Below are 14,484 nucleotides of genomic sequence, written 5' to 3'. Positions count from 1 at the left end.
ACATTTATGTTAGAAAAATGAAAGACCTTCTTGTTAACATACTACTACACAGTATGTTACAGGAGGTTTTTTACTTTATGAAAAGAAAATATGTATGGCTTATAGGTGGTTTGATAATTGTATTGGGGATTTTATGGTCATTGTTCCGACCAGAGAAATTATTTATTGATAAGCACGTAAATGAATCATTGCCACAAGCAGAGATACAATCAACTGAAGTAAAGATGCAAAGTGATCGAGTAATAAGGGAAGGTCAGTTTCAAAACGGTGTCCATGAAACAACCGGAACGGCAAAAATTCACCAATTAGCGGATGGAAAACGTGTTTTACGACTTTCTAATTTTGCAACATCTAATGGGCCAGATGTTCGAGTTGTATTAGTTCCTACAAATCGTTTGAAAAATAATGAAGACGTGAAAAACTATAAGTATATTGAATTGGGAAAATTAAAGGGAAATAAAGGAGATCAAAACTACGAAATTCCTGAAGGGATAGATGTAAATGAATATGGTTCGGTTTCTGTTTGGTGTAAAAGATTTAATGAAAACTTTGGTGCGGTTTATTTTAATAATTAAATATGAACTTAAAATATCCTCTTACAGGAGGAATTCATATGGGTTATGGTAGTAGCTGCAGCCGACTTAGTTGCTAAGAAGGGTACTTATAAGAGTGTCTTTTTCATATTTCTCAATTTTGGTATATTTTAAAGCTATTGGACGTTTACGGAGAGATTTTATTCGTGCACAAAAAATTTTAAGAGTATGTCAGGATATCTTTGATTTATAAAAAAAATATATTTTAAATGTATTATATACAGAAGCCACTTGAGGGGAGGAGTGTTAAATTACAATTTAATCATTATACTTTTTAACTATATAGCTTCAATTTAGAATGATGTACCACTAAAAAAAATAAAAGAAAAGGCACCCCTGCTGCAAGGTGCCTTTTCTAAGGGGTATAACTCATTAGCTAAGCGGCCGTTGGTCAAGTATACCGCCTTAGACTATTACATGAGTTATGTTTTTATTATACATTGATCATATCAAAAATATTATCATTAGTGAAATTAACTTCTATTATTTTTTAATTTTAAAGCTGCCACCATAATAATAATTTTCTCCAAGTCTCATAACAGCTACATATGATCCAGGGTCATAAACTGATGTAATTGGTGTTACAAATCTACCATAATTATGCGCAATATCAGAATCATAAAATGTTTTAGGAGTCTCAACAACATCACCATCAACTTAGGGGAATAAGTTACCCCCAAACATAATTAAATTCCAGGTCTATAAAAACAACAAATTTCCATTTAGAGGGTACTTTAAAATCTTAGCTTGATAGCAAAACATATACTTATATATAAGGGGGTTACCTAAAATAGTTCTCCAGTCATTACAGTCATAAACTCGTTAAAAAACTTTTCATAATTCATTTGTATTGCAATCCTATGTTTTGGACGATTACCGAATGTTTCTGGTTCAAAAGTAGACCTAAAATCTCCTATACTTTGTCCTCTTACAGTATCAAGTACATTAACTGTCACTGCTGATTGATGGTACGTAAAAATATCATCACGATTAATCGCAATTAAAGTAAGTGCATCATGAACCGGGCTACCTTGTATTCCAGGAACTTTTTTTTGATAAAATTGATAATAGTAATAGTCTAAAAGAGGCTTTAAAAATTTAGTTTTCCCTTTAGAGTGGATATAATTGACCATTTCCGGTGTCACAATAGCCGATTGTGTAACATTCAAAGGATAAATTGATAGATTCTTTGCGTATCTCATTACAATATTGGCTGATCCAGGATCGCCATAAAAATTAGCTTCAGCAATGGGAGTAACATTTCCTGGATATAGAAAAGCTCCTCCCATAATATAATAAGAATGTACATATTCCATCACATCACCATAAAGGAGAAATAAAGTTGCAAGTGAAGTTAGCCGCCTGGTATTCACGATAATAAGTTCATTTTTATGCTGTTTAATAAGTGTGAGCACCTCGAAAAAATTCTCAAATGTCTGAATCTCTAGTCCTGTGTAAATGGGTCCTATCCCAAATTTACCGTGAACTTCTGGATAAAAAGTTTCAGCTTCTGAAGACATGGAATGCTCCGCCCCACCAAAAACTTTTACATATTCTTTACCTACACTTTTAAGTAAAAAGCGAACATTTCTAACAACTTCAGCTTTAGGTACGTTCCCATAGTCTGCAACAATGCCTATAACATCAATTTTGTCTGTCAAATGCGCGTATATGATAGCTATCGTATCGTCAATTCCGAAATCCCCAAAAAACAGTACTTTTTTCCCCATACAATGTTGCTCCTTAATTTTACTAATTTTTAAAACGGATCATAATTATGTATCGTAGGATAAAATTGTTCTCATGTTTTTTGTAATACGGTATATGAATGAATTCATCTAGTTAATATACACTTTCGTTAATAATGAGCAAATTCCTTTTGTATGAAATGAAATAGTATAGAATTACTAACCTTAACAAGTTTTTTCTGATACCTGATACCCTATACTCATAATGTGGTCCTCAAAATGATTAAAATACGTTATCTTTTTCTATGATTTTACAAAAAGAATAGCGTATTTTTTCATTATTGATACAATATAATTACTAATTAAAATTAGGAGAAAACAGAATACATATTTAGGCGGAAAAAGACCCGATTTATCTATAAATAAAAGTTGGATTGGAAAGATCCCCTATTCATTACCAAATGAAACTTACCCAATCGACCGCTATCAAGACAAAATGTATGCAACCATGATACTTAATTTAACTCAAATAACTTTTGTTCCAGAAGCAGTAAAAAATATGAAAGTTATGTCAGTATTTCTTTCTCCAAACTTTGCTAAAGACTTGTCCAACTTATCAGGAAATTTTTGTATTAGAGAATATGGTTCTTTAGAGGAACTAGTACCAAATGAGATGTCACTTACGTTTCCAAATCTAAAACCTTTTCCCTTAATACCTAGATTACTTTTTGGGAATATAGAAAAGCAAACAAAACAACACTTCAAAAAGTTCATTTTGGAGTAATTCTAAATTCTTTAGTTGATGGATATAGATTATTAACTTAAAACAACATAATTTCAATTATCTAGAGACAACGGTCTTTCATTAATATAATAAATGGAAGGTTATTCAATCCCCTATTTTTGGATATGTAAAATTACATAAAAAAACATGTTTAAATAAGACGCGCTTTTATATATAACTAGAGGTAGAGAAGAAAAACTATTGTTTAGGGTTAATTTAAAATTTTTAATTTAATCGATGTGTGTTGGTATTCCATTAAGAGAGAAATTAAGCAATTAGCCTTTGTTAATCGCTCTTTTATTAGAGCTATTAAACTTTCGTGAATAAGATGAATATCCGCATAAGAATCTTTATATTTAGAAAGGGATAAAAAATGAAAAAAATCGTATCAACACTATGTATAGCTGGAGTGACTTTAACTATTTTAGGAGTATGTCCTCAAAGTAGTTATGCTCATCTCGATCAAATTGATTTAAATGAGAATGATCCTATTACTGCAAGATGGTCTGCAGAAGCTCCGTATCATTCTGATAAAAGTACACATTTATGGATTGCAAAACAAGCTATTGAAATTATGAAAACAGAATCTAATATTGAAGCAAATAAGCAGGCTGTGGACTTTTTAAATTATCCACAATATAAAGATTTATTTTCTAAAGGATTATATGATGCAGATTATAATGCAGAGTTTAACGATGGTGGTACAGGAATAGGTGGCGTTTTTAAAGGCGGATGGAAATCGCACTTTTATGATCCTGATACTAAAGAAAATTATAGAGGAGAAACAAATCCAACGGCTCTTACACAAGGTAAGAAATACTTTTATGAATCTGGAGAACATTTACGAAATAAGGACTATGAAAAAGCTTTCTATTACTTAGGAGTAGCTACCCACTACTTTACAGATGCTACTCAACCTATGCATGCAGCAAATTTTACTGCAATTGATACGAGAGCTATAAAATATCATAGCTACTTTGAAAATTATGTTACAACCATTCAAAAGCAATTTGCAGTCAATACTGGAGGGAACTATAATAATTCTCTATCCACACCTGAAGAATGGATTGATTATGCAGCTCGAGTAGCTAAACCTGAAATCCAAAATATTACTAATGATAAAACATTTAAGTATTATAATAGTGGTAAGGCACAATTGTGGCAAGAAATGGTTACCCCAGCTGTGCAGCGAAGCTTAGAAGAAGCTCAGCGCAATACAGCAGGCTTCTTAAATCTGTGGTTTAAAACTTTTACTGAAAATGTGAAAGCTCCAAGTATAGAGACTGCATTAATCTATGATATAGAAGGAAACGTCATAGAAGCAGGGAAAAATTATTATATCGTACCAAGTGAATCTCCTTATCAAGGTTTAACATTTGAATGGTATTTAGCAAATCGTTACGATTATGTCACACTTGCAAATAAAGAAAACAATGGTTTATCTGGTACACCTATGGAATTTGAATTCTACAAAGAAAATGATGCAAAGCTACACCATGGGGAGGGTATATATCTTCGCATGAAGCACTCAAATTACGATCAATTTCAATATTTAAATTGGTCTAATTATTCTAGTTGGATTCACCTTGCTCAAAAATCTGATAGTTTAGCTGATTTTAAAATTAAAATTAACCTGGATAATCCTACAGAATATAATATTTTTACAGATGACTATCCATTAAATTATGAGAATATAAATGCTAAGAAAAATTGGATTGTACTAGGTGAAAAAAAACAAAAACCTAGCTCATGGAAGTTTATGCCTGTTAGATAACCTAAAAAGAAAAACACTCGTCCTTAATCAGAACGGGTGTTTTTTATCATTTTAACCAAGAAGGCTCTTTCCTCAAGGAACGCGAAGAGAATAGGCGGGAGATGAATTGGCTTCGGACAAGTGATGGCAAGAAGCCATCTTAATCAATTAGAAGATAAATATTATATATAACCAAACATATGCAATATCTTCTAAAAAGGTATCCATAATTCCCTTATTTCATCAAAAATTCATATTTAATGAAAAAATAATTAAATCACTGAATACATTCGACAAAAACCTACTATTTACGCATTGGGAATTTAATGTTTTAATAAAGTTATAATTGGTATGACCATTATGGAAGAAGAAAATGAAAAGCCTTTATCTATCCTAGAAGCTAGATGAAAAAAACTATATAAAGTTCAAAAAAATGGTGTTATGTATATCGTGCAATCAATAAATATGGACGTACATTAGATATTTAACTTCGAAAAAAGCGAAGTTTTTTGAAATCCACAGACTTTTAAAATCTGCGTCATACTTCTCGTGTGATTAAAGGAATTGAATCGCTTCATGCTCTATATAAACGAAACCAAAGTTTGCGACTAAACTTTGGTTTTTCAACGTGTATTGAGTTACAACGATTCCTTACTATTAATAAAAAGTGTTATAGGTTTGTTAATTTACACAATGAATACTTTTTTACATTTTACAGTAGATAAAAACTATATTTTAAATAGGATGGATGAGTTTTGACATATATGAAAAATGATTTCTCTAAAATCAACTTTAACAGTTTAGAAGAGTTTGCGGACACAATTAGTGGGATTCTACAATGCCCAGTACAGTTCCTTTTTCTAGTGCTCATTAAAAAAAGTAAAACCTACCGCACCAAAGGGTCCTTTAGTCATAAGCTTCACTAATTGTTGTGCAGTATATTTCGGTGAATATTTCATGTCATTTTGAAGCCACCAAATTGCCATCCCAACAACACAGGAAGTGAAGAAACGTAATACCATATCCTTTGGAATATCTGATTCATGTTCCCCAATCTTAAGCTCAATGTAATTTCGTTCAAGGTTATCCATAATAGTCTGCTGCATTTGTAGATTAAAATCATGAATGCCATGAGGCCCAAACATGGTTTTATAAAAGTCTGCATGTTTTACCATACACTCAAATATTGATTGCAAAACTTCCTCGAGTTTTGAAAAATCTATTTGATGTCCCTGCACATGGGCATATAGGAACATTTTACTTGTCAACTCTTCTAGTACACCATCGCTAAGCTTTGTTAACAAATCTTGTTTATCCCTGTAATGCGAGTAAAATGTTGCCCGATTGATGAGTGCCTCATCCGCGATGTCTTGTATGGTAATAGCATCGTATCCCTTTTCCGCTATCAGTTTGATAAAAGCATCATATATAAATTTTTTGGTTCGTATAATCCGCAAATCCGCTTTTTTCAACATTTTATACCTCTCCGTTCGTTATTGTCATTATAGACAACAGATTTTATCTTTTTGTTTTTTATCTTACATTTATGCCTTAAGTGTAAATTGAATTTTATGGAAAAAGCGATATAATTCCATTTAAGAAATTAATAATTTAAAAACGAAAGCGTTATCTTTTTACAAGTTAGCACAAAATTTTGTTCTGGGGGGAGTTGCATTTTCTTAGTTTGATAGCAATGTGGTGCTACCCCATCGCCATCAAGCTAAGCCCATACAACATCAAGTATAATAGAAGTTGTTACTTTTTTCTAAAAGCTAGGTGTAGAGAATTTAAAGATTTGCATGCGAAATAAACCCTATCGGGTTTCAATTTTTGAATTAGGCCGCTTGATCATCAGACATAGTACAATTGTAAACAACACCTAATATATCAAAGACGGTTTTTTTCTCATACCTATGGGATTTTCGCCCGTTTTGCTGTAGGAGGTTGAACAGGCGAATGAAAATCTTTGATAGTTCTTGGTTGTCTTTTTGTGTAGCTTGATGAATAAGAAGAAAATAATCTTTAATCATATATATGGCCTTATATTCACTCAGTTCTCGTTTCTTTTTCATAAGAAGTAATTGTCGCATTTGAAACATAGTAGACGAACAGAGTAGAATGGCAATCAGTTGCCCATACAAATGGCATTCCAATCGTTCTTTTTTTATCTTTTTACAATGATGAATATGAAAGAATGATTTCCATGTTTTAAATAAAATTTCGATTTGCCAACGTAAAGAGTACCAATCATGTACTTGTCCCATCGGGACAATATCTGTAGAAGTATTGGTCATGTATACATTGATACCGCTAAGTCGTTTACTACGAGCAGAATACTTCATTCCTTTCTTTTTTTCTCTTACAGTTTGATCTTGTAATCGTTTTTGTTGTTGTTCTTTTGTTAGCCGATGAACGATCACACGAGTTGAGATTTTATCAGTCATTCCTACATAAGCGTCAGATATTTCATATGTTTGACCTGGCTGAAGAGAATTCATTAAGACCTCCATATCTATCTGTATATACTCCGTACCTTTTTTGATTCTTCCATCTTGAAAATAATCAGGGTTGGGATTTTTTTGATAAATACGTGTGTTGGATTTAATACGAGAGATATAATAAGCATTATTATCTTGTATATGTTGAAGATCCTTTAAGTGAAAATACCCTAAATCTCGGATACACAAATCATTCGCTGTTACAGTTGGGACACACAGAGAGCCATAGGTTCGATCATGTTGTTTACCTGGACCTGTATGGATATGTAGGAATTGTCCGCTTAATAGATCATATTCAAGTTGTATTTTCATCCCAGCAGTATGGCTACATCCTCCCGCCCCAGGATAAATGGATGAAAATATATCTGGAAGCTGAAATGCAGTTGAATCTAAAATACGGATACGCTTGAAAACAGAAGTATATGGAGAAGAAATCGGCATAGATGAGGCCAATTTTTGGTTTAGTAGTTCCGCTAATAGGTGTTGTAAAAATCGGACGGCTGCTTGATTAAATCGTTGATTCAGTCCTTCAGGACTAATGAGTACTTCTGTTGATACTTCTAAATAGCTAGATAACTGATTTAAAGACGCCGTAGCGACATTTTGGTTCATCCATACACATAAAGCGACTAAATCTTTTGCTTGGTACTTACTGGCTCGTTGCACAAAACCAACATCTCTAGCAAGAGTTCGTAAGATATTTGGGGATAAAAAGCTTTGAATTTCTCGAGCAAATAATTTTAATTCATCAGATACAGAAATAGACATACAAAAACACCATCCTTTCTATATATATTTCTACAAAAAGAATAGCGTTTTTTGGGAATTATAGATATAAATTCATCTTAGATTGATGTCCCTACTATAAATTAAATAAAGAACTTACCCTCAACCACTTTTTTACCAGTACCACCTATATAAAGTTCTATATCTTTTTCTTTTTTGGATATAAACAATTCTATTAAACAAGGCATTTTTACAATCGTACCTTGCTCAGCTCGAAGGTGAATACACTTTTGCTTATTATAATAATTATTGGCAAGATATGCTCCAACAGCAGCGTTTCCCATTCCACAAGCAGGATCTTCCATGCCTTCCCTAGGGCATAGATTTCTAGTGTGGAAATCAAAATCCTCTCCATAAGTATCAAATGTGAATATTTGTACTTCGCGAACACCCAAGTTCTCACACAACTCTTGTAACAATTGAATATCGCGTTTAACTGACATTAATGCATTTAAAGAATTTACTGCTATCACTAAATATTTCACGCCTAAATCAATCGTTTGAATTGGAAGATTGAAAGCAATATCTGCTTCATTAATTCCTAAAGTATTGGCTATTGTCTTTTTGTTTATTATTGGTGAAATGAACTTAGGAGAGCTTTGCTTCATTTTTACAAGCACTTGATTTCTAACATTTTTAATAACAACTTCACGTATTCCATTTTGAGTTTCAATTTGATATATACTTTTTTTACTGAGATCAATCTTCTTGGAATTTACTAGTGCCATAAATGCTGCAATTGTTGGATGTCCAGCAAGCGATACTTCTTTATTAGGAGTAAAATAACGAAATAGAAAATCCGCATTATTAGAGGGATATACAAATACTGTCTCCACAAGGTTTATCTGTTTAGCGATGTTTTGCAAAGCATTATTATCTAAACCACTGGGTTCAAAAAAAACAGCTGCAGGATTTCCAGTCAAATTTTCACCAGAAAAGCTATTGATTACCATAAATTCTTTTTCCAACTTAATTCTATACCTCCAATATTCAATCTATGTAACTAATTTTAATATAAACTAATTCCTATTTTAATGGTTTAAATTCTTGTAAAGAATTTTCTAGCCTTGTGTGTACTAGTAGGATTAAAAAATTTTCGTTTTGGGGGGTGCTCTAAAATTTTAGCTTGCTGGCGATGGGGTATCGCCAGCATTTCGGAAAAAAACCACGCTAAGAGTATGCAAGATTTTATACAGTTTTTGGGCTAATACAGTAACAAAACGAGAACCCGAAAACCGCGCCATAATAGAAATGCATAAAAAGACGAATAGATTTATAGAAAATAAAAAAGGGGATTCCTTCTGAGAGTAAGGATTCCCCTTTTTCCTTGCTACCGATCATGAGACGTTATGTTAACTGATCATGTATAGGATATACATTAAAAATAAACTCCTTTTTTTGATAAAATTAAAGTGAAGGAGATGAGAACATGATAATATCTGCAATGGTTGCCGTAGGAGAAAATAATATAATTGGTAAAAATAACGATATTCCCTGGAGACTTCCTAATGATTGGGCATACTTAAGACGAATTACTATGGGACACTCTATCATTCTAGGAAGAAAGAATTATGAATCGATAGGAAAACCTTTAGATGGACGTAAAAATATTATCTTAACAAAAAATAAAAACTATAAGGCCGAGAGCTGTCATATAGCTTATTCGATTGAAGATGCCCTTTCTAAATGTGAAGGAGAAGAAGTATTTATCCTTGGAGGAGAAGAAATCTATCAACAATTTCTTCCTTACACTCAAAAACTATACATAACCAAGATTCATGCTAGATTTGAAGGAGATCGTTACTTCCCAGAAATTGATTTCTCTTTGTGGAAAGAGATATATACTGAAAAAGGAATTCAAAATGATAAAAATCCATATGAGTACTACTTTCATGTATTTGAGAAAATAAGGCTATAATAGAACTTCTCGTAAAAAAATTATATGAAAACAAAAGTCCCTCAGTTAAACGAACTGGGGGACTTTTAATAGTCTTCTAAATAACATTGAATCCCTATAATGAGACGTTATGTTAATTAGGTTTGAATATTATATACATCATCTTTTCTTCCACTAAGAGTGCAGATTCAAAAAACAAGAGAAAATGAACCTATATTACTACTGATAGAGCTATGTTATAATCAAAATAAGGGTTTTACCCTTATTCCCTTTTTATAGGAGAGTGTTTAACATGATTATCAAGTTCATTCGTTTACGTTAATTTTAAACACAATTCGTTATGCCCGATTATTTTTTTCAATATGTGTGGGTTTATTTGATTGTGTCTTTTTTTATTAACTAAATACGAATGAAATGAGGAGTTAATCATGACTGAAAAGATTATTAAAATTAATGAAATTGATATATGTACAGAGAGCTTTGGCAATTCAGCAGATCCAGCAGTCTTACTGATTATGGGAGCCATGTGTTCAATGGTTTATTGGGATGAGGAATTTTGTCAACAATTAGCTGATACGGGCCGATATGTTATTCGTTATGATAATAGAGATGTTGGACGGTCAACTACTTATGAACCGGGAAGTTCCCACTATACTGTGGTAGATATGGCTGATGATGCGATTGGGGTACTCAATGCATATCATATTGATGAAGCACATATTGTTGGAATGTCATTGGGTGGAATGATTGCTCAAATTGTAGCCTTAAGAAACCCTCAGAGAGTTCTAAGTATAACTTTGATTGCATCAGGTATTTTTGGTTCTGAAGACAACAACCGGAATTTGCCTCCGATCGATGAGAAGATACTCGCTTACCATGCTAATGCGGCTAAACTAAATTGGTCAGATGAAGAATCTGTTGCCAATTACTTGGCTGCAGGATCAGCTTTACTCTGTGGTTCAAATCATAAATTCGATGAGAAAAGGGCTTATAAACAGGTAGAAAAAGAAATAAAACGAGCAAATAACCTACTCAGTATGTTTAATCACTCCCTTCTTAAAGGCGATGATTCTTATGAGGGGAAGTTAAAAGGAATCAATATACCTACTTTGGTTATCCATGGTACAGAAGATACAGTACTTCCATACGAGCATGGTCTTGCTCTTGTTAATGAAATTCCGCATGCTTTGTTATTAACCCTAGAAGGATCAGGTCACGAGATTCATTGTGATGATTGGGATAATATAATCAACGCTATTTCGAATCATACTTCAGTCCTGTAATCATTATAGGAATCGTATAAAACTAAAAACATTTGGAAAAAGGGTTACAATCGAATCTGTAACCCTTTTTTTCTATTAAAAATCAGTTTTGGAATTGTTACTCAGTTAAAGAATATTAATGCTTAATTATTTACATAATTCTTTGCTTAGCGTGGTTTTTTTCCGAAATGCTGGGGGTACCCCATCGCTATCAAGCTAAGCTCATACAACGTCCATTATAGTAAAGGTTGTTTCTTTTTTACTATTCTCCTTTTGCATTGAGCATAGACGTGTTCCCATGCTTTTCAAGATGACATTCTCCCCAAGTACATAAAGAGTCTAGTATAGTATTTAGAGAACAGCCATACTCAGTTAAAGAATATTCTACTTTAGGAGGTACTTGGTCATATACTTTTCTTTGAATTACACCATCTTCTTCTAGCTCACGTAACTGTTGCGTGAGCATTTTTTGTGTAATATCAGGCATTAAACGTTTTAATTCACTCGTTCTTTTTTTGTCTTTTTTTAAATGACAAAGTATAACAACTTTCCATTTCCCACCGATAACTTCTAAAGTTGCCTCCACAGGAATATTGTATTTTTTCATATAAAATCTCCTTACATAATTTTATTTTTGAGCTAAACTAGTTGAAATATACAATTGTTACTTATTAGTATCTATATCACTTTAAAGTACGTACTTTTTATTGTTTTAAACATGTTCCATAATAACATATGTAAGAGGAAAACGAGTAGTATGATACTAAAAAGTAACTATGGTACTTTTTAGTGTCTATAACACTTTAAAGTGCGTACTTTTCATTATGTTAAATACACATCATAATAGCATGTGTAAGGAGCAATTGAGAAATACAGTATTAAATAGTATCTATTCTATTTTTTATAACTATCGTACTTTGAAGTATATGCTTCTGTGACTGTCCAAACCTTTTATAGTGCATTTGATCGGTCATGCCTTTTCACATTAATTTATATTCATTAATCATTTTTTAATATATTTTAGGAGGAGATTTTAAATGAAAGATTTATTAAAAGGTACACTTGGTTTTGGTACGGCACCACTAGGTAATATGTATCGTAATATTCCGGAAGAAGAAGCAATGGCAACAGTAGATGCTGCTTGGGATAATGGTGTTCGTTACTTTGATACAGCTCCACTTTATGGATCTGGTTTAGCAGAGATTCGTCTTGGTGAAGCATTATCGAAAAGAAATCGTGATGAGTACTTCTTAAGTACAAAAGTAGGTCGAATTATTTCAGATGAATTGGAAGATCCATCTACACGTGATTTAGGTGAAAAAGGCGGACTTTTCGAATTTGGTCGTAAAAATAAAATTATCAACGACTACAGTGCAGATGCAACTCTTCGTTCTATTGAAGATAGTTTAAAACGTTTAAAAACAGATCGTTTAGATTTTGTTTATATTCATGATGTAGCACAAGATTTTTATGGAGATGAGTGGATTTCACAATTTGAAATTGCTCGAACAGGAGCATTTTGTGCACTTACTCAGTTGCGTGATGAAGGTGTAATCAAGGGCTGGGGCCTTGGAGTAAATAAAGTAGAATCAATTGAACTTATGCTGGATTTAGAAGAAGCAAAACCAAATGTTTCTTTACTAGCTGGTCGTTATTCATTATTAGACCACGAGCGCGCTTTAGAACGCGTAATGCCTGCGGCTGTAAAAAACAATATGGACATTGTTGTTGGTGGACCATATAGCTCAGGTGTTCTTGCTGGAGGTACTCACTTCGAATACCAAAAAGCGTCATCAGAAATCATTGCAAAAGTTAATAAAATGAAAAACCTTGCAGATCGTCATGGAATCAGCATTAAAGCTGCTGCTTTACAATTTGCATTGGCTAATCCAGCAGTTGCTGCTGTTATTCCTGGTGCAAGTAAACCGGAACGAATTGCAGAAGACCAAGCTGCATTGAAAACAGTAATTCCGGCAGCATTCTGGGAAGAAATGCGTGAACAAAAATTAGTTGCAGCTAATGCACCACTACCAATTAACGTTAAATAAAAAGGAGAGTAATGAAAATGGCAAATACTATTACATCTATTGAAATTCCAGCTTCACCTGAACAAGTATGGCAATTAATTGGAGGTTTTGATGCACTTCCAGATTGGTTACCGTATATTCCTAGCAGTAAAGTAACGGAAGGCGGACGTGTACGTCATTTAGCAAACCCTGATGGTGATGCGATTGTAGAACGTTTAGAAGCATTTAATGAGAAAGAGCGCTACTACACATATTCAATTATGCAAGCGCCATTCCCTGTGACGAACTATTTATCTACAATCCGTGTTAAAGAAGGGAAAGATGCTAACACATCATTAGTTGAATGGTCTGGTAGTTTCACTCCTGTAGAAGTAAGTGATGAAGAGGCAATTAATCTGTTCCATGGAATTTATAAAGATGGTCTAGAGGCATTGCAAAAAGCATATCTAGGTTAATTAAAGGATAGATTAAAAAACGGATTAAACATTTGAAAGGCTGCAGTATAACAACTGCAGCCTTTTTATGATTATGAGAGTTGATGTATGTCAGGGACTAAACTTTAACTGTAGAGGATTTTTGTAAAGTAATTTTGCTCATGAAACGAATACATCTGGATAAAAAGGCTATCAGGGATCACCATACGTGCCCATCAACTTAAGAGTTCAGAATTACCCCAAAACAAAAAAATGAGCTTTTTGCTACAAGTTAGCACAAAATTTCGTTCTGGGGGCATTTACCTTTCTTAGCTTGATGGCGATGGGGTGACACCACATACCCATCAACTTAAGAATTCAGAATTACCCCAAAATGAAAAAAAGAACTTTTTGCTACAAATTAACAAAAAGTTCGTTCTGAAGGTACTAAAAAATTTCAATATAACAATTTTTTCAACAAAAAACCAAAAACAACTTAAGTCCATTGTAATTATAGGTCAAAAAACAACTGGCAGATTAACAAGAGAACGAATTTTACTATGATTATAATTTAATTGATTCGGTTTGATTGCTAGGCGAAGGTTAGGAAGCCGCTGTAGCAAAGTACCTAATGCAATTTGTCCTTCTAAACGTGCTAATGGAGCTCCCAAGCAGTGATGTATACCAGCCCCAAAGGCTAAATGATTATTCTCTTCTCGTGAAATATTCAATGTTTCCGGATAAGTAAATTTCTGTGGATCAATATTTGCAGCAGTTAGAGAG

The 14,484-nt window shown here is 33.0% G+C and carries 12 protein-coding genes and 3 pseudogenes; 8 read left to right on the top strand and 7 right to left on the bottom strand.

What is annotated here, in order from left to right; translation table 11 throughout:
* The first annotated feature begins 77 nt into the window (after window positions 1–77).
* Window positions 78–575 carry a DM13 domain-containing protein gene (locus ACTFRU_RS22965; protein ID WP_017658083.1) on the top strand — a complete coding sequence of 166 codons (498 nt, stop codon included), beginning with the start codon at window positions 78–80 and terminating at the stop codon, window positions 573–575.
* A gap of 501 nt (window positions 576–1,076) precedes the next feature.
* Here ACTFRU_RS22965 and ACTFRU_RS22960 read toward each other — a convergent pair.
* Together ACTFRU_RS22960 and ACTFRU_RS22955 are read right to left on the bottom strand one after the other, a co-directional pair.
* Window positions 1,077–1,223, bottom strand: a pseudogene (locus tag ACTFRU_RS22960) (DUF5065 family protein); the annotation flags it as partial.
* 155 nt (window positions 1,224–1,378) lie between these two features.
* A complete protein-coding gene (locus ACTFRU_RS22955) occupies window positions 1,379–2,323 on the bottom strand; it encodes a nucleoside hydrolase (protein ID WP_440037890.1) in 945 nt (314 codons plus the stop codon).
* A 319-nt stretch (window positions 2,324–2,642) separates the two neighbouring features.
* Between ACTFRU_RS22955 and ACTFRU_RS22950 the strand changes: the two are divergent.
* The 3 genes and pseudogenes from ACTFRU_RS22950 to ACTFRU_RS22940 all read left to right on the top strand — a co-directional run.
* A pseudogene (locus ACTFRU_RS22950) lies at window positions 2,643–3,008 on the top strand (DUF1963 domain-containing protein); the annotation flags it as partial.
* Between the two features lie 430 nt (window positions 3,009–3,438).
* Window positions 3,439–4,839: a zinc dependent phospholipase C family protein gene (locus tag ACTFRU_RS22945; RefSeq protein ID WP_440037889.1), complete on the top strand. Its 1,401-nt coding sequence runs from the start codon at window positions 3,439–3,441 to the stop codon at window positions 4,837–4,839.
* Window positions 4,840–5,176: 337 nt separating this feature from the next.
* Window positions 5,177–5,477: pseudogene (locus ACTFRU_RS22940) on the top strand (DDE-type integrase/transposase/recombinase); the annotation flags it as partial.
* A gap of 201 nt (window positions 5,478–5,678) precedes the next feature.
* Here ACTFRU_RS22940 and ACTFRU_RS22935 read toward each other — a convergent pair.
* The 3 genes from ACTFRU_RS22935 to ACTFRU_RS22925 form a co-directional block, all read right to left on the bottom strand.
* A complete protein-coding gene (locus ACTFRU_RS22935) occupies window positions 5,679–6,293 on the bottom strand; it encodes a TetR/AcrR family transcriptional regulator (RefSeq protein WP_440037888.1) in 615 nt (204 codons plus the stop codon).
* 360 nt (window positions 6,294–6,653) lie between these two features.
* Window positions 6,654–8,084 carry an IS4 family transposase gene (locus tag ACTFRU_RS22930; RefSeq protein WP_440037887.1) on the bottom strand — a complete coding sequence of 477 codons (1,431 nt, stop codon included), beginning with the start codon at window positions 8,082–8,084 and terminating at the stop codon, window positions 6,654–6,656.
* 101 nt (window positions 8,085–8,185) lie between these two features.
* On the bottom strand, window positions 8,186–9,070 hold the full coding sequence (locus ACTFRU_RS22925) for a PhzF family phenazine biosynthesis protein (protein WP_048538627.1): 885 nt from the start codon (window positions 9,068–9,070) through the stop codon (window positions 8,186–8,188).
* A gap of 461 nt (window positions 9,071–9,531) precedes the next feature.
* Here ACTFRU_RS22925 and ACTFRU_RS22920 point away from each other — a divergent pair, with 461 nt between their 5' ends.
* Together ACTFRU_RS22920 and ACTFRU_RS22915 are read left to right on the top strand one after the other, a co-directional pair.
* Window positions 9,532–10,020, top strand: a complete 489-nt coding sequence (locus ACTFRU_RS22920) for a dihydrofolate reductase (RefSeq protein WP_048538628.1) — start codon at window positions 9,532–9,534, stop codon at window positions 10,018–10,020.
* A 407-nt stretch (window positions 10,021–10,427) separates the two neighbouring features.
* Window positions 10,428–11,282, top strand: coding sequence for an alpha/beta fold hydrolase (locus ACTFRU_RS22915; RefSeq protein ID WP_033700010.1), 855 nt, complete (start codon window positions 10,428–10,430; stop codon window positions 11,280–11,282).
* 241 nt (window positions 11,283–11,523) lie between these two features.
* Here ACTFRU_RS22915 and ACTFRU_RS22910 read toward each other — a convergent pair whose 3' ends face one another.
* Window positions 11,524–11,868 (bottom strand): winged helix-turn-helix transcriptional regulator, encoded by a 345-nt coding sequence (locus ACTFRU_RS22910; protein WP_048538629.1) that lies wholly within the window; start codon window positions 11,866–11,868, stop codon window positions 11,524–11,526.
* A 430-nt stretch (window positions 11,869–12,298) separates the two neighbouring features.
* Between ACTFRU_RS22910 and ACTFRU_RS22905 the strand changes: the two genes are divergently transcribed.
* Window positions 12,299–13,309 (top strand): aldo/keto reductase, encoded by a 1,011-nt coding sequence (locus ACTFRU_RS22905; protein ID WP_440037886.1) that lies wholly within the window; start codon window positions 12,299–12,301, stop codon window positions 13,307–13,309.
* Between the two features lie 17 nt (window positions 13,310–13,326).
* Complete coding sequence (locus tag ACTFRU_RS22900; RefSeq protein WP_033699997.1) at window positions 13,327–13,743, top strand: SRPBCC family protein; 417 nt, start codon at window positions 13,327–13,329, stop codon at window positions 13,741–13,743.
* Window positions 13,744–14,219: 476 nt separating this feature from the next.
* Here the strand turns inward: ACTFRU_RS22900 and ACTFRU_RS22895 are convergent.
* Window positions 14,220–14,484: cytochrome P450 (locus tag ACTFRU_RS22895; RefSeq protein WP_440037885.1), on the bottom strand; the 265-nt coding region annotated here is incomplete at its 5' end.

This window comes from Bacillus cereus group sp. MYBK220-1 (assembly GCF_051916445.1).
In the GTDB taxonomy this organism is placed as follows: domain Bacteria; phylum Bacillota; class Bacilli; order Bacillales; family Bacillaceae_G; genus Bacillus_A; species Bacillus_A cereus.
Note: the sequence above shows the minus strand (reverse complement) of the source record. Positions and strands in the feature narration are given on the sequence as shown.

Excerpts from the sequence above, each read along its gene's own strand:
- ACTFRU_RS22965 (WP_017658083.1), top strand. The coding sequence starts at position 78 with ATGAAAAGAAAATATGTATGGCTTATAGGTGGTTTGATAATTGTATTG.
- ACTFRU_RS22955 (WP_440037890.1), bottom strand. The coding sequence starts at position 2,323 with ATGGGGAAAAAAGTACTGTTTTTTGGGGATTTCGGAATTGACGATACG.
- ACTFRU_RS22945 (WP_440037889.1), top strand. The coding sequence starts at position 3,439 with ATGAAAAAAATCGTATCAACACTATGTATAGCTGGAGTGACTTTAACT.
- ACTFRU_RS22935 (WP_440037888.1), bottom strand. The coding sequence starts at position 6,293 with ATGTTGAAAAAAGCGGATTTGCGGATTATACGAACCAAAAAATTTATA.
- ACTFRU_RS22930 (WP_440037887.1), bottom strand. The coding sequence starts at position 8,084 with ATGTCTATTTCTGTATCTGATGAATTAAAATTATTTGCTCGAGAAATT.
- ACTFRU_RS22920 (WP_048538628.1), top strand. The coding sequence starts at position 9,532 with ATGATAATATCTGCAATGGTTGCCGTAGGAGAAAATAATATAATTGGT.
- ACTFRU_RS22915 (WP_033700010.1), top strand. The coding sequence starts at position 10,428 with ATGACTGAAAAGATTATTAAAATTAATGAAATTGATATATGTACAGAG.
- ACTFRU_RS22910 (WP_048538629.1), bottom strand. The coding sequence starts at position 11,868 with ATGAAAAAATACAATATTCCTGTGGAGGCAACTTTAGAAGTTATCGGT.
- ACTFRU_RS22905 (WP_440037886.1), top strand. The coding sequence starts at position 12,299 with ATGAAAGATTTATTAAAAGGTACACTTGGTTTTGGTACGGCACCACTA.
- ACTFRU_RS22900 (WP_033699997.1), top strand. The coding sequence starts at position 13,327 with ATGGCAAATACTATTACATCTATTGAAATTCCAGCTTCACCTGAACAA.